14 protein-coding genes and 1 tRNA gene are annotated in these 19,618 nt (G+C 44.7%); 13 read left to right on the top strand and 2 right to left on the bottom strand.

Going from position 1 to position 19,618, the window contains the following annotated elements; translation table 11 throughout:
* Positions 1–421: 421 nt before the first annotated feature.
* The 11 genes from GA004_RS15695 to GA004_RS15645 all read left to right on the top strand — a co-directional run bounded on the left by GA004_RS15695 (position 422) and on the right by GA004_RS15645 (position 15,165).
* Positions 422–506 (top strand) — tRNA-Leu (locus GA004_RS15695).
* Positions 507–1,225: 719 nt separating this feature from the next.
* The gene (locus GA004_RS15690; RefSeq protein WP_283394824.1) at positions 1,226–2,488 is read left to right on the top strand and encodes a nucleotidyltransferase domain-containing protein; all 1,263 of its coding nucleotides are present in this window, start codon (positions 1,226–1,228) and stop codon (positions 2,486–2,488) included.
* A 49-nt stretch (positions 2,489–2,537) separates the two neighbouring features.
* Positions 2,538–2,972 carry a PqqD family protein gene (locus GA004_RS15685; RefSeq protein ID WP_283394823.1) on the top strand — a complete coding sequence of 145 codons (435 nt, stop codon included), beginning with the start codon at positions 2,538–2,540 and terminating at the stop codon, positions 2,970–2,972.
* A gap of 25 nt (positions 2,973–2,997) precedes the next feature.
* Positions 2,998–3,780, top strand: coding sequence for a glycosyltransferase family 2 protein (locus tag GA004_RS15680; protein ID WP_283394822.1), 783 nt, complete (start codon positions 2,998–3,000; stop codon positions 3,778–3,780).
* 29 nt (positions 3,781–3,809) lie between these two features.
* Positions 3,810–4,487 carry a glycosyltransferase family 2 protein gene (locus GA004_RS15675; protein ID WP_283394821.1) on the top strand — a complete coding sequence of 226 codons (678 nt, stop codon included), beginning with the start codon at positions 3,810–3,812 and terminating at the stop codon, positions 4,485–4,487.
* A gap of 1 nt (position 4,488) precedes the next feature.
* Positions 4,489–5,577 carry a phosphoenolpyruvate carboxykinase (ATP) gene (locus tag GA004_RS15670; protein ID WP_283394820.1) on the top strand — a complete coding sequence of 363 codons (1,089 nt, stop codon included), beginning with the start codon at positions 4,489–4,491 and terminating at the stop codon, positions 5,575–5,577.
* Positions 5,574–8,612 (top strand): glycosyltransferase, encoded by a 3,039-nt coding sequence (locus GA004_RS15665; protein ID WP_283394819.1) that lies wholly within the window; start codon positions 5,574–5,576, stop codon positions 8,610–8,612. The genes GA004_RS15670 and GA004_RS15665 overlap by 4 nt, the downstream gene beginning before the upstream one ends.
* A gap of 4 nt (positions 8,613–8,616) precedes the next feature.
* Positions 8,617–10,005, top strand: a complete 1,389-nt coding sequence (locus GA004_RS15660; protein WP_283394818.1) for a tetratricopeptide repeat protein — start codon at positions 8,617–8,619, stop codon at positions 10,003–10,005.
* A gap of 6 nt (positions 10,006–10,011) precedes the next feature.
* Positions 10,012–11,595 carry a glycosyltransferase family 4 protein gene (locus GA004_RS15655; protein WP_283394817.1) on the top strand — a complete coding sequence of 528 codons (1,584 nt, stop codon included), beginning with the start codon at positions 10,012–10,014 and terminating at the stop codon, positions 11,593–11,595.
* A gap of 33 nt (positions 11,596–11,628) precedes the next feature.
* Positions 11,629–13,281: an ABC transporter ATP-binding protein gene (locus GA004_RS15650; protein WP_283394816.1), complete on the top strand. Its 1,653-nt coding sequence runs from the start codon at positions 11,629–11,631 to the stop codon at positions 13,279–13,281.
* 423 nt (positions 13,282–13,704) lie between these two features.
* Positions 13,705–15,165 (top strand): glycoside hydrolase family 2 TIM barrel-domain containing protein, encoded by a 1,461-nt coding sequence (locus GA004_RS15645; protein WP_283394815.1) that lies wholly within the window; start codon positions 13,705–13,707, stop codon positions 15,163–15,165.
* Between the two features lie 606 nt (positions 15,166–15,771).
* On the opposite strand, the gene GA004_RS15640 is transcribed toward GA004_RS15645, so the two are convergent.
* Both GA004_RS15640 and GA004_RS15635 read right to left on the bottom strand, forming a co-directional pair.
* Positions 15,772–16,143, bottom strand: coding sequence for an IS3 family transposase (locus GA004_RS15640; protein ID WP_283394814.1), 372 nt, complete (start codon positions 16,141–16,143; stop codon positions 15,772–15,774).
* A 98-nt stretch (positions 16,144–16,241) separates the two neighbouring features.
* Positions 16,242–17,393 (bottom strand): glycoside hydrolase family 5 protein, encoded by a 1,152-nt coding sequence (locus tag GA004_RS15635; RefSeq protein ID WP_283394813.1) that lies wholly within the window; start codon positions 17,391–17,393, stop codon positions 16,242–16,244.
* A gap of 416 nt (positions 17,394–17,809) precedes the next feature.
* On the opposite strand from GA004_RS15635, the gene GA004_RS15630 reads away from it, so the two are divergent.
* Both GA004_RS15630 and GA004_RS15625 read left to right on the top strand, forming a co-directional pair.
* A complete protein-coding gene (locus GA004_RS15630) occupies positions 17,810–18,019 on the top strand; it encodes a hypothetical protein (protein ID WP_283394812.1) in 210 nt (69 codons plus the stop codon).
* An 81-nt stretch (positions 18,020–18,100) separates the two neighbouring features.
* The gene (locus GA004_RS15625; RefSeq protein ID WP_283394811.1) at positions 18,101–19,204 is read left to right on the top strand and encodes a pyridoxal-phosphate-dependent aminotransferase family protein; all 1,104 of its coding nucleotides are present in this window, start codon (positions 18,101–18,103) and stop codon (positions 19,202–19,204) included.
* The last annotated feature ends 414 nt before the right edge of the window (positions 19,205–19,618 follow it).

Raw genomic sequence — 19,618 nt, 5'->3', positions numbered from 1 at the left:
TTATCAGGGGATGAAAGAGCGGACCGAATTTGGGTAGTCGATCGGTGCAGGAAGCGCATACTGCTCTTTCAAGCGGTATTCCACAGCGCCCCGTCTTGCTTGATTGCTCACATTCGAACTCGGGCAAAGACTACCGTCAATAGGCCGCTAACGCCCGGAAAGTGGCCGATCAGTTTCTTAGTAGCAATCCTGAGACTGCCGGATTCATGCTTGAAAGCAATTTGGTGGAAGGAAGCCAGAGATTCCAAGCAGGAGGGGGGGCACGTTTCAGGACAGTCCATTACGGATGGATGTTTTGGTTGGAGTGAAACGGAAACCTGACTCAAGTATATCGCTACTCAGCTGAAAAGGCGATCGCCTGGAAAAAAGAGGTTGCCATCACAATGATTACGAATCTTCTTTTCATCTTCAATTTTTGCGGGCCTAGGTGGTGGAATTGGTAGACACGCCAGATTTAGGATCTGGTATCGAGAGGTGTGGGGGTTCGAGTCCCCCCCTGGGCACCATTTCCTATCGCAAGTAGCTATTTATCAGCTCCCTGCGGATAGACTGAAATAGTTCATACAGCATCCACGCAGAACCAGAATCCAAACTCAGTTTGGGCCACTCGACCACCGCTCCAAAGATTCAACCGTCACCGCGTTTAATTCTCTCCCTTGTCAACTCATGGTGTAAGCACAAATCAATCTCGACTGGATCAGTCAGAATTCGAGCAAACTTGTACTCTGATTCATGAATGTCCGATTTTCTTACGCCGCTCATTTCGTTCCCTCCAATCCAATCTCGAAATACTCTTTACCCTCTTCCTCCCTGGCGAGCTCCCGATAGTGCTGGCGTATGACTCTCAAAGAGTTTCCAGCCTCCATCGAGTTTCGAGTAACATCTCGGTCAGCACGTATTGATAAGTGATAAACGAATGACGGAAGCAGTTCGGCTTATGCTAATCGAAGAGAACCAAATATCAGCTAATCCCAGGCCACTTTGTGTTGGATTTGTAAAAGATTTGTTAAGCAGAGAGTATAGGTTAATAGGTTGGAAAAAAATGCGAAACAGTTAGAATGGGTTTTTCCAATCAATTGAGATTTCTCATAGCATCTGTTTACTGATTCAACCTGGGGTATGGATATATCGGCTTTCTTGTTGCCCCCCAAATTACCATTAGCATGAAGGAAGTGGCCTATTAATTTCCTCAATATTTGAAAGATTTTCATAATCCAAAAAATTTATGACTCAAGTTTTGAAGACCCTTGCTAATCGTGTATCTAGACCAGATTCTTTACTGTCGTTGAGTGCTGAAGACACATTTGTTTTGGCGACGATTAAAAAGGGCGTCCAAGGTAATCGGTTTTGTGAGCAAGATCTTTTGGCTGAGTTTGATCAGCTTGATTGGGCTAAAGTACTTCGAGTCGCGTTCGAAAACCGTGTTGCATCTTTGTTGAGCTATACGCTGGCCCCGGTTTTTAGCAGCGGGAGGATCCCGCAGAAACAGTTGGTAATCTTGAAGAAGTTTTTCTTGGAGACGACACAACGGAATTTGCGAATCAAGCAATCTCTCAAAGAAGTTCTTCTGGCATTTGAGAAGTTTAATATTGATGTCATCGTGTTCAAAGGCGCGACACTAGCGTTCTCAATCTGGCCCAATATGGCAACTCGGCAAATGCAAGATATTGATCTTGTGGTAGATAAAATTAGGTCGATCGAAGCGGCGAATTTGCTAACGGAAATGGGATATTTGTTCACAGGTGACCGAGATTATGATTGGTATTTAAATCATACAAATGAGTTCCCTGACTTCGTGAACCCTGTCAGTGGTATTAGTGTTGAGCTCCATCATAGTTTTTTTACACCTCATAAGTGCTTCAATATTGATGAAGACCTATTTTGGGAACGATCTTCAATTAGCAAAATTGACGGGATTTCTGTTAAGGTTTTGAACCCAAATCAATTGCTTATGTTTCTATGTCTCCATGTTTCGATAGGACATTTTCTACAGGATAATATTCGAAGTCTTTTGGATATAGCCTTGGTTACGAGGGGGTTCAATGGGGCGTTTGATCCTGAATTATGGGGAAAAATGTTACTGGAACCTCGGTTGGGTCCACTTCTCGCTTTGCCGATTTCGATAAGTTCTAAAGAGTTTGGCGCTGATTTTCGAGGTTTCGTGAAAGATCCTGAAAGTGCGCTATCGTTGCACTATAGTGGGATGAGTTTAAAGATCTTAGAAAAAGCGAAGGCTCATTTTTTGCTTAAAATAAGGGCAAAAAATACCTACGAAAAAGTGCTTCGAAGGATCTCCATGGAAATCGTTTACAGACCTGAGCTCGGACTGTTTAGAAATGTGATTTGCAGTTTCTTTCCACAGCCAAACTACACATTGGTAGGCGTTAATAGCTCGTTTTCGAAGAAATTTGTGAGTTTTTGGATTCGATTATTTCGGTTAGTGAAAATGAAACAGCACCATGCACCAAATGAAGAGTCTGGTGATTAATGATTTACCATGGGGGTCGATATAGCCTTTGTTTAATGATAAACTAATTATGAAAAACTCTAGGTATCAAATTAACGCCCCATCAGTCGTTTCTGAAGCGATCGATGGTGAAGTTGTAATCGTCAACATGGACAACGGTAACTATTACAGTATCGATGATTCAGGTGCTTTTGTTTGGGACGCAATTTGCCGCGGAGCAAATCTTCTGGAGATCAGGGGGATTGTGGAAAGAAGTTACTCGAAATCCGACGTAGATATTGATGCTATTATCTGCGAGCTTCTTGAGCAGTTCCTCAAAGAAGAACTCCTTGTTGAGGCCAGCGATCAGAATAAACCAAGTGGAGACGATTTGGTTGCGAGTTCCTTCGATTGTACTTTCTCTGCTCCCGAATTGAAGAAGTACACGGATATGGAGGAATTGTTGCTTCTCGATCCCATTCACGACGAAGGAGAAGAACTCGAAGGGGCTAAAGCAGCTGAATAACTGCGTTATTATTCGTTGATCCAAGATGATCTTCTCCCATGGAAGTAGTAGTATTGATATCGATGAGGAACGATTGCCTAAGTTAAGTGTAATCGTACCTTTCTATAATCAATATGATTTCGTGGAAGAGGCTGTGAAAAGTGTATTGGCGCAAAGGTATCCCAATCTGGAACTTATCCTTGTGGATGACGGCTCAAACGGCGGTCCCTTGAAGAACCTATCCGAATTGAGCGATTCCATACGCTTTCTTCGCCAAGAAAACGCGGGCCCGTCCGCCGCCCGTAATTACGGTATTGGTGAAGCAACAGGTGAAATTTTTGCCTTTCTCGACAGTGATGATGTGTGGCCGGAGGACAAACTGAAGAGTCAAATCTTACCTTTGCTAGTCGACCATGGACCTGTTATGGTTATAAGCCAACTAAAGAAACTGGTATCGTCTGAAGCTAATGCTGGATCCTTTGAAGTTGAGGGTGATTCGTATTACACGATCCAACTTGGTTGTTTACTGGTAAGAAAAGAGATTTTCGAAACAGTTGGATTGTTTGATGAAGGCCTTCAGTACAGCGAGGACCAGGATTGGTTCCTCAGGGCGCGTGAGCTCGAAACACCGATGGTGCGACTTGCCTGTGAAGGTCTCCACTACAGGAGTCATGCAGCGAGTTTAACGCGGCGTGAGAATCGACCGCGTGATTTTGGTTTGATCCAAGTTTTGAGGCGTTCACTGAAACAAAGGAAAACCAGTGGAGGCGGGGCTGTCCAGTTACTTCTCTCGATGTCGGATATTCCCGAATGGAGTGAGGCAAGGTGATAAGCGCTGTAGGTTTACAGCTAAGAGAATTGCGTGTTAGCGTAATCATTCCCTTATACAACGGCGAGAGATATTTGCGGCAAGCTCTCGACAGTGTGCTCAATCAAAGTTTTGCTCCGTTTGAGGTTATCGTTGTAAACGACGGATCCACAGACGGGAGTAGCGATATACTAGATACGTATGGAAAGCATATCGTGCGAATTGACCAAACTAACGCTGGTACTGCGGCTGCAAGAAACGCAGGGGTTGATGCGTCGGAAGGCGACTTACTCGCTTTCCTCGATCAGGACGACTATTGGGTTGAGGATAAGCTCGAGAAACAAACCAGTATCCTGTCGAAGGATTCTGACACTCAAATTGCGTGGGGACTGGTGCAGCAATTTATTAGTCCGGAATTACCAGAAGAATTCAGGAGGCGTTACCGGTGTCAGGAAGAACCTGTTTCAGGATATTTGCCATCTGCTCTTTTGATTCGAAGAAAGGCGCTTGAGAAGGTCGGGCCTTTTAATGCGCGTTGGAAAATTGGCGAATGGGCAGATTGGTATGCCCGTTATAAACAATCAGGAATTTTGAGCGAAAATATTTCCAAAATCGTAACCTATAGACGGATACACGAAGGAAATAAAGGAATTACCATGGCTGAAGACCGAAAGGAATACATCAGCTTGATTAGAGAGAATCTAGAACGGCAAAGAGCCAAGAAATAAAATGAACCATTTAGATCAAGATAGACTCGCTTACTTCAATATGGCGGAGGAAGGGTTTAACAGAGCGATTGACTCGATGGGCGGTGCTACGGTGAAGCGTTTTCGTATTGCCGGTAAATCGGTGGAGATGAAATTTGCGGGACCTGCTTTGGTTCGTAAGCTGACTGCCGCTATCGGTCACCTCGAAGTTGAAAAGGCAGGAGAACCTGAGTTAACGATTCAGATCTTTGACAGCGTCTCTACAAAGACTCCTTTGCCTTTGATGCTTTCGAGTCTAGTCGACCTGCTACAGCTCCGCTGGTTCGAACGATTGGGCATTCGCAAGGAGATAAATGGCTTCCACAGTGATTTGATGCGCACGATCTTCCATCTGGGGCCTGATATTCTCAGTCTTTACAATACGCAGACGAATTCTGCGGTTTATTGGATCAAAAGCGTCGATGACGTTCCGTATTACGAAGAAGGATACCCGCTTACGCCGATCTTGAATTGGTGGCTCGAACAAAATGGCTTTCAACTCGTGCACGCTGCATCTGTGGGCAAGGAGGAAGGTGGAGTGATTATCTGCGGCAAGGGAGGCAGTGGAAAATCTTCGACCGCTTTGTCCTGTATAAATTCACGTCTGAAGTTTTTGGGAGACGACTACTGTGCCCTAGATACTTCGAACCCCTATGAACCGCGTATTTGGAGTCTATATAGCACCTCGAAGCTGAAAGGCCCAGACGACATAGCTCGCTTTCCCCGGTTCAGGGATTTGATTTCAAACCTGGATAGACTGGGAGAGGAGAAGGCGCTCCTTTTTCTCAATGAACACCTGCCCGAATGCCTGATCGAGTCCTTCCCTTTGAAAACGATCTTTGTTCCTCAAATAACGGGACTTCCGGATACGACTGTTTCCGATATTTCATCGATTGCCGCTTTGCGTGCGCTTGCCCCGAGCACTATGTTCCAATTGCCTGGAGATGGTCCCGCTTCCTTTAAGAAGATGTCTGGGGTAGTTAAGTCCGTTGCCTGCCATCATCTTGATCTAGGTACGACGATTGAAGGTATTCCCGATGCGATTGCCGATTTTCTAAATGACATTGAATGAATAAGCGAAAGCTAAGCGTCAGTGCAATCTTAGTTGCGTATAATGGGGCCACCTATCTTGAGCGAGCCCTTGATTGCGTGTATTCACAGAGTAGAACTCCGGATGAAGTGATCCTTGTGGATGATGGTTCTACGGATAATACTGCCGAAGTTGCAAAAAAGTATCCAAGCATACGTTATGTGCGCCAAGAAAATGCCGGACCATCCTCAGCCAGAAATCACGGAGTACGTCTCGCTGTTGGCGACACTGTCTGCTTTTTGGATGTCGACGATTTTTGGGAATTGGATAAGCTAGAACGAGAGATCGGGGCGTTGGAGAGCGATGATTCCATCGATATTGTTCAAGGGAAAATCGTAGACGTTGAGGCGAATGAGTCTCATGTAGTCGGTGAGGAATTGGAACTTCGGGTTCTTGCGCCCGCTTACCATTTTGTGAACCTAGGCAGTCTGAGTATTCGCAAGAGCTCGTTTGCGAAGATTGGCAAATTTGATGAAAAACGTACTCAGAACGAGGATACTGATTGGTTTCTCCGTGCGTGGGAACAAAATTCCAATAAACTGCTTCTAGAGGATGTGAGTCTTTACTATTCTATTAGTGAAGACAGCCTAAGCGCTGGCGGTAGCGCGAGTGCACAGAGCCTACCTTCGCTCCTAAGGCAACATCGTGATCGAGCGGGTTCGAATTCGAGTATTCGGCCCAAGGTAGGCTTAAAAGATTTTTTTGTTGGATTCCCGGATCGCAGTAAGCGCAAGTGGAACGGAAATCTAGTGAAATTCCGTTTTAGAGATCGGGAGAAAAAAATGGATTTCGAAGATGCCGTTTCCAAGGAGAACATGCAAATTGAACAGCAGTTCAAATTAGCTCGTGTATGGAAAAAGCGAGGGCGGTGGAAGCAGGCCCTTGAGAGTTACCGTCGGTTTGTCGAGAAACGGCCGAAGCACGCGATCGCCCATATCGAAATGGGTTCAGTGCTTGAGGAATGCGGTAAGCCAAGCGATGCACTCGATTTCTATGCTAAGACTCTTGAAGCGTTTCCCAACGAGGCAGAATTGCATAAGGCCTACATTAACTTGATCGATCGCGAACAAGGTTTGATTGAGGCCTTCAGGCTCTATGATTTAAAACGATTGGATAACAAGGAATTGGACTTGCCTGAAGATGCCTTGGTTTGCGCTTTTGTCTGTCGAAACGAATCGCAGCGCTTACCTTATTTTCTGCAGTACTATCGCGAGCAGGGGATTACTCATTTTTTTGCGATCGACAATGTTTCGGACGATGGATCTGTCGATTACTTAGCTGAGCAAGATGACGTATTTCTTTGGCAATCAGGATTGTCGTTTAATAAGGCCAATTTCGGATCGGTCTGGTTTGAAATTGTATTGCGTTCCTATGCTCTCGGTCGTTGGTGCGCTACGGTTGATGTAGATGAATTGCTCTATTATCCAGATTGTGAGACGGTAAAATTGGCAGACTATTGCTCATCGTTAGATAAACTGGGGAAACGAATACTGCCGACGGTCCTTCTTGAGATGTACTCTAAAGGTCCTGTGGCCGATGCATTGTATTCGCAGGGCAATCCATTTTTAGATACGTGCCCTTATTTTGACTCTCAGTTTTACCATTCACGCTTCGAACGTGCAGGGCCGTTTCGGAATTTGACCTATTTCTTTGGTGGTGCTCGTGAACGTGTGTTTGGGCAGAATGATGCTTTTTGTCAAAGTAAGGTATCTTTGATCAAATACGATGAGGATACGATTCTCGCGGGCGGTCAGCATTGGACAAACCTCCCACGAGATGTAGTTGCAGAGTCTCGAGGTTGCCTGTTGCATTTCAAGTATTTCTCCGACTTTGCAGGCAAAGTTACGGAAGAAGTAAAAAGAAAAGAGCATTACCAGAGTGGACTTCAGTACCAGCAATACGTTAGCCGTTTGGATAGTGATGCAAAGGGATTCACGCTTTATGATGTTCTACACTCTGTCGAGCTCACTCATAGCGAGCAGTTGATCGAAAATGGGGTCATGAAACGGGCGACTGAGGTCGAGGAACAGGGTCAAAGAGGAGGCTTGGAGCTTCCAAAAATCTCGAAATTTGAGACAAAAACGGTCAGGCCCTTGTTATCTGTCATTGTAACCGTTCACGACCGAGTGACTCATCTTCCACGGTGCCTCGAGAGCATTTTGTGTCAGGCTGCAGTTCCGGAAGAGATGCAGATTGAGGTTGTGGCGGATTTTGTTTCGCCTGAGAAAACCGACGAGATTCGAGATATAGTGAACGAGATCGGAAAAGGTCGGGTTGCATTTTTTCCGATTCAGGAGAAAAGGGGCCATCCACACATTTTCAACCTTTGCATCGAGCGGGCTATCGGAGATTGGGTCCACATCGTCCACGATGACGATTGGCTTGCCCCTGGTTTCTATCAATCCATCTGTAGAGGCATCAAAACTGTACCTGAATTGGGGGCAGCATTTAGTCGATATGCCTTGATGGGCAAACAAGGCGAAAGGAAGTGGACTTCGTTTCTGGAGCGGGAGCATCCGGGCGTAATTGAAAACTGGACGGATCGAATTGGCGTCTACTGTCGTCTCGCCTTCTCTTCCATGGTCGTCAAGCGTAGTGTTTTCGAAGAGCTCGGTGGATTTTCGCCGAGTGTTGGTTCTGCGTTTGATTGGGATATGTGGAAGCGTGTTGCTGTGAATTACCCGGTTTGGTATGAGCCCGAACAGCTGTTGTTCTGTGGTCGTGAGGGAGATTCGCTAACAGATGGTTTGATGCTTAATGGGCAGCAAATTAAGGACAGTCTACTATCAATTGAGCTTTCGAAGTCCTACTGGCCAGAAACTTCCAAGACTCGAATTGAGGAAAGTGCACGAGAGCACTATGCCGACTATGCAGTGAGTCTCGCCAAGCAACAGATCGAACTTAGGGAATACGAAGCGGCTTTCAGAAATATTTCGAGTGGATTGAAGACAAGTCGCTCGAAGGCCATCCAATCCAAACTTCTCCGTATGCTCGCTTCTGTCCGATGGGATGCATGAACGCATGAAATCAGCTGCAGAAATAAAATTCCACCTGGGCAAGGTTTGGAAATTGAAGGGCGATCGTAAAATGGCGCGAATTACTTTTCAGGCTGCCGTGGAGCTGGATAGTGATTTTGTCGATGCTCGAATCGCTCTCGCTGACATGCTGCTGGACGAAGGCGAAATAACGGAAGCCCTTCATCATTATGATACTGCTTTGGAGGTCGATCCAAAGCATCCGAAACTTGTCTTTCGCGGTCATTATCTAAAGACGCGGGTTAGCAAGAAGGCGGATGTTTCGGTTCAAGAAATTAAGTCGTATTCAAACTGTATTGACGGAAAAATTTGTATCAACCGGCAGAAAGTGTTTTCGTGCCATCGAGGCGGTTGGAATCTGGCAATCGATTCGTTAAAGAGCCTTCATCATCAAGATGGTGTGTACCTCGATTCGTTCATAGAGGACAACTTCGCCTGGAAACACTGGAAGGAAGGAGTGCGTGAGCCAAATGTACTGAAGAGGCTTATGCACGAAGGAGGTTTCGAGGCCTTAGCAACGTCTGAAGAGAAGGGTATTACTCCATACAAACGTCCTTGGATTGGAGTTATCCATAATCCTCATCGCATGCCTTCTTGGTTCCATCCTCAAGAGAGTCCGCAGGCGATCTTTGCGAAAGAGATCTGGAAACGAAGCATGGAGCACTGTAAAGGCATGATTTGCCTTTCAGATTACCAGGCGGAATGGTTGCGTTCCCAGGTTGATTGCCCTGTCTTAAGCTTAATCCACCCTGCTGAAATTCCAAAGGCTCAATTTAGTTTTGAACGTTTTAAACAGAGCCGTGAGAAGAAGATTGTACAAGTCGGCTGGTGGCTTCGTAGGCTCAATGCGATTTATGCTCTTCCATTGGCCGAGGGAAACGCTGCTGGTTATCAAAAAATTAGGCTTGTTCCGCGGTTCTTCGACGACGCGGATCGCTACTTGACGGAACTTATGGCTAAGGAAGCGGAAAATATTAGCATCCCGCTGTCCAAAGCGTATTCCGCGAATACGCACGAGATCCAACACCTTCCCAACGATGAATACGATAGCCTTTTGAGCCAGAATATAGGATTTGTGGATCTATATGATTCCGGCGCAAACAACACGGTAGTCGAATGCATTGCCCGTGCAACTCCGCTACTCGTGAACAAACTCCCAAGCGTGATCCAGTATTTGGGAGAAGACTATCCATTTTACTACGAATCCCATGAAGAGGCGGCGGAAAAAGCACTCGACATGGAACTAATTAAGAAAACAAACGGTTACCTAAAGCAGTGTTCCACTCGCGGTAAGCTATCATTCGACTTTTTTTACGAAAGTTTCAAGTCTAGTGATTTGTACCGTTCTTTACCTCTGCCAGGAAAGACCGTTTGATAAGAGATGCCAGAGCAATTACAGACTAATAAAGGACCTGAAGCATACTATAAGTTAGCTAGTGTGTGGTTGTTGCGTGGCAAGGCAGACCTGGCTGTCGAAGCGTATCGCAACGCGCTTGATGTTGATCCTTTTTTCGTGCCAGCGTGTTTGGAGCTTTCCGCGTTGTTGATCGAACGTTCGGAATTTGAGGAGGCTCTCTCCCTTTGCCTGCGTGCAATCGACGGGAATCCAAACAATCGGTTGCTCTTGGACCGAATCAAAACGATCAGAGAGAAAAAAGCGAGCGGAGTAGAGAAGCGCCAAAAATCCCTATCCGGAATAATTGGACCTCGTCGCATTAAGAACGATGAAAGGCAAGCGATTCTAGTGTATTCAGATTGCTCGGGCAAAGATGGGGCGGAGCAATGTAGCCACATAATAATGCTGGATCTTGAAGAAGCCGGCTATCGAGTCGTTTGCGCCCAGCCCTTCGCGGAGCATTCGCTGGTAGCTGAACGTATGAGACTCGGGATTGAGCACTATTGGTTAGGGGAGGAAAATCTCTATGCTGCTACAGATATAAAAGGGCTCTCGCTCGAAGATTGCCAAGATCTCTTTTCAGTGGTTAAACCTGATCTGGTGTTTTTCTCAGACGGTTCACCGTTTTCAAGCCTTCACGCCAAAAAGAAGGCGATAGAAATGGGAATACCCTTTGTCATTCTTACTCATTGCGTAAATAAACAGTGGAGGGTGGAAAGAGCCCCGCTCATGGGTGACTTGCGACTAGTTTTCGAAAATGCCGAAGAGCTTGTGTCTGTATCCAACAAGAACCTTATCGATCTACGAGCCAATTTCTCTCTCCCAGTCAACAAAGGCCGAGTCATTTATAATGGGCGTCCTGACAAATTTTTTCAGAAACGCGACCTATCCACTCGATTGCGTATTCGTAAAGAGTTAGAAATTTCGAAGAACGCTGTGGTTTGTACGACAATTGGTCGCATGGAGGTTATGAAAGGGTACCAGTACCTGCTATCGGCGATTGAAATTTTAAAGAATACTACTATCTGGCCAGAGCTCCAGTTTGTTTGGATCGGCAATGGTACCCTAGAGAATCGCTTTCGTTCAATGGCTGCTGAAATGGGAGTGGATGATTCAATACATTTTCTTGGTTCTCGGAATGATATCGAGGATGTCTTGGATGCCTCGGACCTCTTTGTTTTACCTTCTCAGTACGAAGGGATGCCGCTCTCGGTAATCGAAGCAATGGCGAAGCGTTTACCGGTAATCGCAAGTAATGTAAGCGGAATACCTGAAGCTCTCGGCTCCACTGGGTTTTTGATCCCTGATCCGCGAGCGAATCCGACTCTGGCGTCGGAACAGATATCTTCCGTTATAGAAACATGGGGTCCACGAATTAGGAACGGTGAGAAAATGGGGCAGAATGCGTACGAACGAGCCTGCAAGCTTTTTAAATCAAAAAAGATGCTGCAATCATACCGCGAACTCGTGTCCTTAAAACTAACTAAAAAGCTTCCGCAGACTTACGAGATTCCAACGCTGGCATCCGTTCAAACGGAAGATTTTGGATCAGTGGGCGAAGGTGTTTGAGGAAGTTTGAAACTAAACCGAAGAGATTCCATTATGAATAAAAGTGCGTGGAGTTATTACTTAAGCTTCTACAGGAATAAATACAAGCAAATCTCCATCATAATTATACTTTCGATTATGCAATCGATCGCGGTATTTCCTATAATTTTTGTAGTTAATTACTTAATTGATACGGTTATACCTGAAGGTAATCTAAAGACTCTACTATATGCTTGCTTATCCTTATTAGGTTTAATATTTACCGGAGCAAGCTTGAGGCTTGTCATAAGTCGCATGTCAATAAATACTGGGGCCAAGCTGTTGAAAGAGATCAGAGAGGACTTGATCTCGCGTTACTACAGACTTCCTCTCGATTATATTAAAAACCTTGATACCGGGAAAACGCACACGATATTTCTTGCTGACGTTGATCGTATCGGAGCAATAGCGAATGTGTTGATCTCCACCTTTTTACCTTCTTTGTTCGCTTCGTGCGTCCTCGCGGGTGTTTTAATTAACATCGAGTGGCGCCTATTTGTCTTACTAATTTTATTATCCCCTATTCAAGTAATCGTAACACGATTTTGCTCGGAAAAAATAAGGAAAAAAGTCGATTTACACCGTAAGTCTTTTCAGTTCTTGGCTAAAAAATTGTGGTTTGTTTTATCGATGGCCGAATTAACGAGGCAGCAAAATGCAGAAGCGACTGAATTAAGAGAACAACAAAATAACCTAGATGAATACCTGAAGCGACATGTGGATATGGATATCCAAAAAGCAGATTATGGTGTTTTTCAAAATTTTATAACTGGATTTTGTGGAATTATTACTCTGTTTACGGGAAGCTATTTGATATCTATCGGTCTTATAAGCTTGGGTGAATTATTGTCCTTTTATATTGGTGCTAAGTTTTTGCAGACTTATTTTAATCCCCTGATAGCCGCGATACCGTTATTGGTGTCCGGTAATGAATCGCTTAACGGGGTTTTCCAATTAGTGGACACGAAGAAGTCTTTACCGTATACGGGTACCGCCCCAATAAATTTCAAAGGAAATATACGATTAAATAATATCTGTTTCAGTTATGGTAGTAATATTGTTTTGGAAAACGCGTCCATGGAGCTAGCTCCAGGCAAGATTACGTTATTGTTGGGGCCGAATGGTTCAGGTAAAAGCACTATCACGAATTTGGTCATGGGATTTTACCGACCTGGAGATGGTTTTCTGGCGGCAGAAGGAATCCCCTTTGATGAAATCAAAATGAGTGATTTAAGATCTGGGATAGCGATCGTTCCGCAAATTCCGCTCCTGTTTCGAGGATCCATTTACGAGAATCTTATATACGGTTCTAACAAGTCGACAATGGAGGAAGTAATTGAATGTACGACTAAAACAAATGCGCACGATTTTATAAAAAACTTACCGAATGGCTATAACACTAATCTCGATGATGTTGGGGAATTGATTTCAGGAGGGGAGAAACAGCTAATTACCATTAGTCGTGCATTATTGCGAAAACCAAAAGTATTAATATTAGATGAGCCAACTAATCATTTGAGTGATGCATCGGTTAATAAACTATTAGACGCGCTAGCTAACGATAAATTAAACAGAACTACTTTTATTATATCTCATGAATGCACGATTTCTAAGTATGCTGATGAAATCTTTAAGATAGAGAACCACAGGTTGAATAAAGTATACTAAAGTTTGTGAATCCAAAAATAATTTTCCACTTCTAGATACGGAGAGACGAACTTCTTACAACCGAAGCCTTTATTCGCTAAAGTGGTGGGTTATAAAAGAGAATCACGGAGACGGTGGCACCCGGATGTTGGTGTACGATTCATAGTTAATCCAAGCGGTTTTACTATCCAGAAATATACAACTAATACAATAGTATAAAGATGCTCTTCTGTGGATATACAAAAAAATTTTATATTAAATAAAAATAGTTAAAGAAGATGATCCCTTATTGGCTTGTATTTAGATTTCAGAGCGCCAAGTGTAGGGACACCTGATTCGGTCTAACTTTAGAATTTAGGGCATCGCGAACACGGGAAAGTCAAGTCGTATAATAATGTTTTTAATGCAAGGTTAGTCACGTTTAAAAAAATTAATAATGTAGAAATGAAAAAATTTATTGTATACTATGCTATTGTTGTTGGCGTCGTCGCATTTGTATCTTTCTTCCTTCACAAAAGCGAAGATCCAATTTGGGCCTTCGTTAAAGAAGAGGGAGCATGGGTTCTGAAAAAGAACGGAAACAGCTTCTTTATCAGGGGAGCAGTCATGCATCATAAAGTCAGTCGTCCAGAGTTGTTTAAAAAGATTGGCGGTAATGTAGTAAGAATAGAAGCTAATCTGGATTTGATCCGTAAAGCTTATGATAGCGGATTGTATTCTCACGTGAACTTGCCGATACTTCATCAACGAGACGGGATGGATTGGGATTGTGAAGCTCAAGTAAAAGAGCTAGAGATGAAAATTATCGAAATTGTTAATAAGTTAAAGCATCATCCGGGAATATTAATGTGGTCCTTGGGTAATGAGCACGCAATTATCCCTGGCTCAGATGTGATGGAGGGTGGGTATAATAAAAACGTTTGGGAAAGATTAGATAAAATAGCGAAAAAAATTAAAAAGGAAGACCCCGACCATCTTGTGGGCTACGCGGTATCTCCGTTTAACGTGGAGCAGAAGCTTAGTGAAATCGTAGAGTACAGCCAAAACTTGGACTATATTGGACTAAATACGTATGAAAAAATGAAAGAAAATTTGTTAACGGCCATCTCTGTGTGGAAAAAGCCAATATTAATAACAGAGTGGGGGATCGATGGATGGTGGAGTAAAAATTGGAAAGGGCACCGGACAGCAAGAGTGGAGTCTACGAGTTTTGAAAAGAGCAGACTTATTGGTGAGAGATGCCGGGTCCTGGAGAGCTCAAGAAACCTTTGTGTTGGAGGTATTGTTTTTTTCTGGGGTGACAGAGATGAGCAAAGTTCAACTTACTGGGGATTGCTACATGAAGATCGTAAGACGGATTCCATTGGTGCCCTTGCGGTTGTGTGGGGCGGAGATTTAATTAGGGAACCTACTCTGGAGCTAAGCAGACCAAACATCGAAAATCCGAACGGTGCAAAAATAAAAAAAGTTCAATTCGTACGTAGGAAAGAAAAAAAATCGCTAAAAGAGAACGAAAGCCTATCTGTCGGGTTAGAGGGCGGACAACTGTATGAGGCATCGGTGTTCGTAGAAAATGCTTCTGAGCGAGAGATTGATTACAGTTGGGAGATTCGCAATGGACTTGGAAAAAAGGTATATGGAAAAAGTATAAAAAAATTAGTGCTTTTGGAGGGGCTTATCGTGGGAGAAGAAGGCGCAAAGATAACCTTTAGAGCACCGAAAGAAAATGGTATATATCGAATACATGCGTTTGCGGCAGAGGGCGAAGATTATGTTGCCTATTCAAATACTATTTTTACGGTTGGCCGTGTTAAACCCAAAGAAAAGAAAGAAATAGATAAAAAATTTGAAAACGATCTACCAACTTTGATCCCCTGTGATTTAGGTCCAACAAAGACAAGTTGATTGATGCTTTCGAATTATTAGTGACGTGTAACTATCCTATAAATATAATCTGATCAAATATATAAACTAATTTATAAGGTATATTTATCAACTTTTAGGGTATATTCTAACCGATACATAATCGACACCATTTGGATATTGGAAACCAAGCAGGCCAAGCTCTTACAGCAGATTAGTTAGTAGCGAATGCCTACCTCGACTAGTCGATCTAAAAAGGATATCCGATAAGACGGATCAAGTGATCATAAGGGTTCCACGTTTATGTTAGTTATTTAAAACGTTCTAAATGTTTTTAATTAACTTATGTTGTGAAGACCTCACAATTTTACTACTGAATCGAGCTCGAATTAACTTTTAAGATATTACTCTAACCAGAGTCTACTAACCGTATAGTTTTAAGCTAACGTCTGCTCCTTTCGACCGCTTTTTAAATCCTTTCTTTGCTATCGATCCATAGGTGGGAATTCGGCTCGATCTTGAGAATAGTATTCTTGGCTTGGCGTTAAAGCGGTGCTTCGTTGCGATCTCAATGGGAATTGAAAACGGTGCGGAAGCGTGAAGTTGATGAACTTGGAGCCGGACATCACTGCTGGCGGCGCTGCTTGCCTAAACGCTCCGGCCCCGGATCCGCCGGCTGAACAAGTCCATGACTGTCGCCGAGTACAACAACTGCTCATCGATCTTTGGGTAAGTGGTGGCAGCTAAACAGACCTCGTCCAGCGTGCTGGGCTTGCGGTTGGCTTTGAGCAGGTTCAGGCTGCCGTGGTCGTGTGGGATGTCGGTTCCATAAGGCTTGTAGCGATTGCTCTGTTCGTCCTGGATGCCGATTTCGCGAGTCAGCCGCAAAGCGCGATCTCTCCCGTAGCCAAAGCTTTTTTCCCGCAAGTGAGCTTGGATTGGACGATACCCGAAACGCCCCTTCGACAGCCGGTATGTCTTGGATATAGCTTCTTTTGAAAGACCGCTCTCGCGGTCCATAGACGAATGTTTGCGGCTTTTCCAGTTGTAGTAGCCCGAGCGCGACACCTCCAGAATCGAGCACGTCTGCTCCGCCGAGCACAGTCCTTCGCTTTCGCTTATTTCTTAATGGTTTTGAGGAGAGTGTATAGCGGTGGGAACTTAGCCAATACTCTCGAAGCCCGATGCCTCAGCTTTTCTTTTAGAGTTGAGCCTGGAATTTTTGGAAAACCCCATTTCGGGGTATTCAATCCCATTGCTAGATGGATTCCTGATGGTCTCCAGGTATCCTTGTCGAGAATTCCAAAATTCCCTTTCCAGTCCCATTGTGTCCAAGCTATCCCCGCTTTTTCGAATGAACTGACTACGTCGTAGAACCAGAGTTTTTGTAATTCCAGGGGTACTTTATGGTAACAGCCAAATTCTCCGCAATGGATTGGATGCATTGCCTGTTTGGGGTTGCTATCGACGTCTTTTAGTATATTCTGTATGATAGTTAAGGTGACGGGTAGGTTTTCCCTTTTCGGGTAGGGTCCTAGGGATTCTAGCTCTTTTTCGAATTGCTTTGGAACAGGGCGACCGGGGTAGGTGACAGGACCTTCATATTTTCCCGTAGCACTCCAGGGAGTTTTATTATGAGTGAATAGGTGGGGGTGGTAGAAGTGGAAAGATCGGATGATGTTTTGATCTCTTGCATCTAGTTTTAGATGCTTCATCTTTACTGGCCATTGAAAAAAGTTTGGACCAATTACGAGCGTTCTGTTTGGTTCTTTCTTTCGAATGAAATTGTAGATCTGGGCTAGCACATTGTTCCAGTCTTCGTCCGAAGGGGCGAGGGGTTCGTTAAGCAATTCATAGGCTAAGGAACTCTCTGGCGTGCTTTTGAAATGTGAGGACAATTCGGACCATTTATCACAAAAGAGGTCAACTTCGTTTGAGTCTAAAAATAGTGCCGGTGTTATAGCACCCATTGAAGAAAATTGGTGTGATTTAAGTTCCTGAAAACATAGGATAACCTTGAGGCCTGCCTTGATTGATTGGTTTACTACATGATTAAGTTGCGAGAATGCTTCGGCGTTTTTTTCACCATTACTAAACCATAATCGATCTTCAACGAAAGGTATTCTGATATGGTCAAAGCCGAGTTTCAGAATCTGAGAAATGTCTCTTTCGTTGAAATAGCTTTTTCGGTCGCCGCGTGGAAGGTGCTTGTCGACGAATAGATGGGAGATATTTGTTCCTCTGCTGATGCGAAAACCATTTTTATTCATACCAGTATTTTTCGTGGAGATAAAGTGCCTTTGGTCTTTTTAGGTGTGTTTTGGGTTTCAACGGTTATAGGATTAGGTCGTGTATTTCGGTCCAGTGGCTTATTATGTGTAATTGTACTGCGTGAGGTTTCTTTAGGAAAAATGTTCCGTAATGAGTCTGCTAGGCGCTTCTTAGTTGATACGCCCTTGAGTGTCAAAAATTGTTTCAAAGTGCACCTGCCGTCATCGTTTCGAAAGGCTCCAAGTGAACGTGAGGTTTTAATGAGTTTCATGCGGTTTTAGGGCAAGACTGATTTCTCAACCGGTAGCTTTTGCCTTTTATTTTGATAAGTTGGGCATAGCGAAGGAAGCGGTCTAGGATAGCCGGGTTCAATGATCGTCTCGTTCATGCGACCGTCAATAAGTACAAAATCTTGATGTGCGTCTTCACTGATCATCATTGCTTCATCGAGGGAGTCAGTGATGCGTGCGGTATTTCTTCCCCAGACAGCCACTTGTTCGTCAGGGCTGAGTTCATCAAGGGCAGAGTTTACGGCGTTGATCCATTTTCCGTAATCGGTTCCGAGAAGGTTGATGGGCCAGCGAAGACGGGAGTTCAGCGGTATCCCCTATTTCTCAACAAATAGTGTACTTAGATTTTTTCCTTTATTTCGTACGCGGGAGAGGTGAACGTTCGAAGCACCAAGAATCCCAATACCTTTATGACAGTGAAAACACCAACGCTAGAAACTCTACTCCTCGGCCCAGGGCCGTGCAATATTTCTGAGGATGTTCGCGAAGCGCTTTCACGACCTTTGCTGGGTCACTTGGATCCAGGATTCATTGCGGTTATGGAGACTGTAAAAGGTCAACTTCGCCAAGTCTTCGATACTAAGAATACGGTTACGTTTCCGATTTCTGCGACGGGTAGTGCCGGTATGGAGTTTCTTTTGGCGAACTTCCTTGAACCCGGAGATAAAATCGTCGTGGGGGTCAACGGCGTGTTTGGCGGACGTGTGGCTGCCTTGTCTGAAAAATTGGGAGCGAAAGTTATCCGCATGGAGCAAGAATGGGGAAGAGCCATCGACTCCGAGACCTTTTGCCAAGTCGTCAAAGAGAACTCCCCCAAAATTGCGGCTCTGGTTAATGGGGAAACGTCCACGGGCGTTTATCAGCCAATGAGTGGCATTGGAGATGCTTGTCGCGATGCGGGGTCCCTGCTGTTTGTTGACTGCGTTACATCCCTCGCCGGTATGCCGGTTCACATCGATAAATGGGGGGCCGACCTCGTTTTCTCTGGAACGCAAAAATGCATTGGGGTGCCTCCGGGATTAGCTCCGGTCACGGTTTCCGAGCGAGCACTTGAGGTCTATCGCCAGCGCTCGAAACCGACACCCAGCTTTTACTTCGATCTGGACGCGATTTTGGCCTATGTTGATGGGGAAGGTGGCCGGAGCTATCACCACACCGCGCCGATTAGTATGGTGTTCGCCCTAGAAGCCGGATTGAACAAAATCCTCGCTGAAGGCCTCCAAACCCGATGGGAACGGCATGAGGATGCGGCAGCTTACTTGAGGTCGGAATTGGCCGTATTCGGATTTGAGCCGGTCGTTCCACTAGGAGAACGATTAAACCCGTTGACGACCCTCTACCTTCCCCGCGGATTAGACGATGCGGTCATCCGCGGCAAACTCCTCAACGATCATCAGATTGAAGTCGGTGCGGGCCTGGGTCCACTCGCAGGCAAAATCTGGCGAATCGGTTTGATGGCGTGTAATGCACAGCGAAGCTCGGTTGATCGGCTTGTTGAGGCGCTGAAGACGGTTTTGTGAAAAGGTAGCGGGTGATCTCCGAGCACTCGCCTGACAAACTCGAAAATGGGTAATCGGAGATCGTCCTCTACCTTTCAGTTCGAGTAAAAGTGCCCGTCCAACCTCGGCTCTCCTCGTCAAGGGTCATATACAGATCCTGCTCTATTTGCTTGTTCTGTTGCATCGCGATTCAGGCGAGCATTTTGGTACTTTGTGTGTGATGGACACCATACCCTTTACCCCTGATGTATGTTGGTTGACGATTTTAAGGGATTTAAGTAGACAGATCATATAACACCTCGAGATTGGAGTGCGAAATCAGATGCTAGTTTGGTCGCTTTTCGTCGCTTGCTTGAATCCAACAACGGGCATATGGATATTCTAACCGAGAAGTTAATAGGCACTACTGTCACCCTGACAATTTCCATGGGATAA

Origin of the sequence: Candidatus Pelagisphaera phototrophica (assembly GCF_014529625.1) — a bacterium.
GTDB classification, from domain to species: domain Bacteria; phylum Verrucomicrobiota; class Verrucomicrobiia; order Opitutales; family Opitutaceae; genus Pelagisphaera; species Pelagisphaera phototrophica.
The sequence above is the reverse complement of the archived record's forward strand: the minus strand, read 5'-3'. Positions and strand labels throughout refer to the sequence as shown.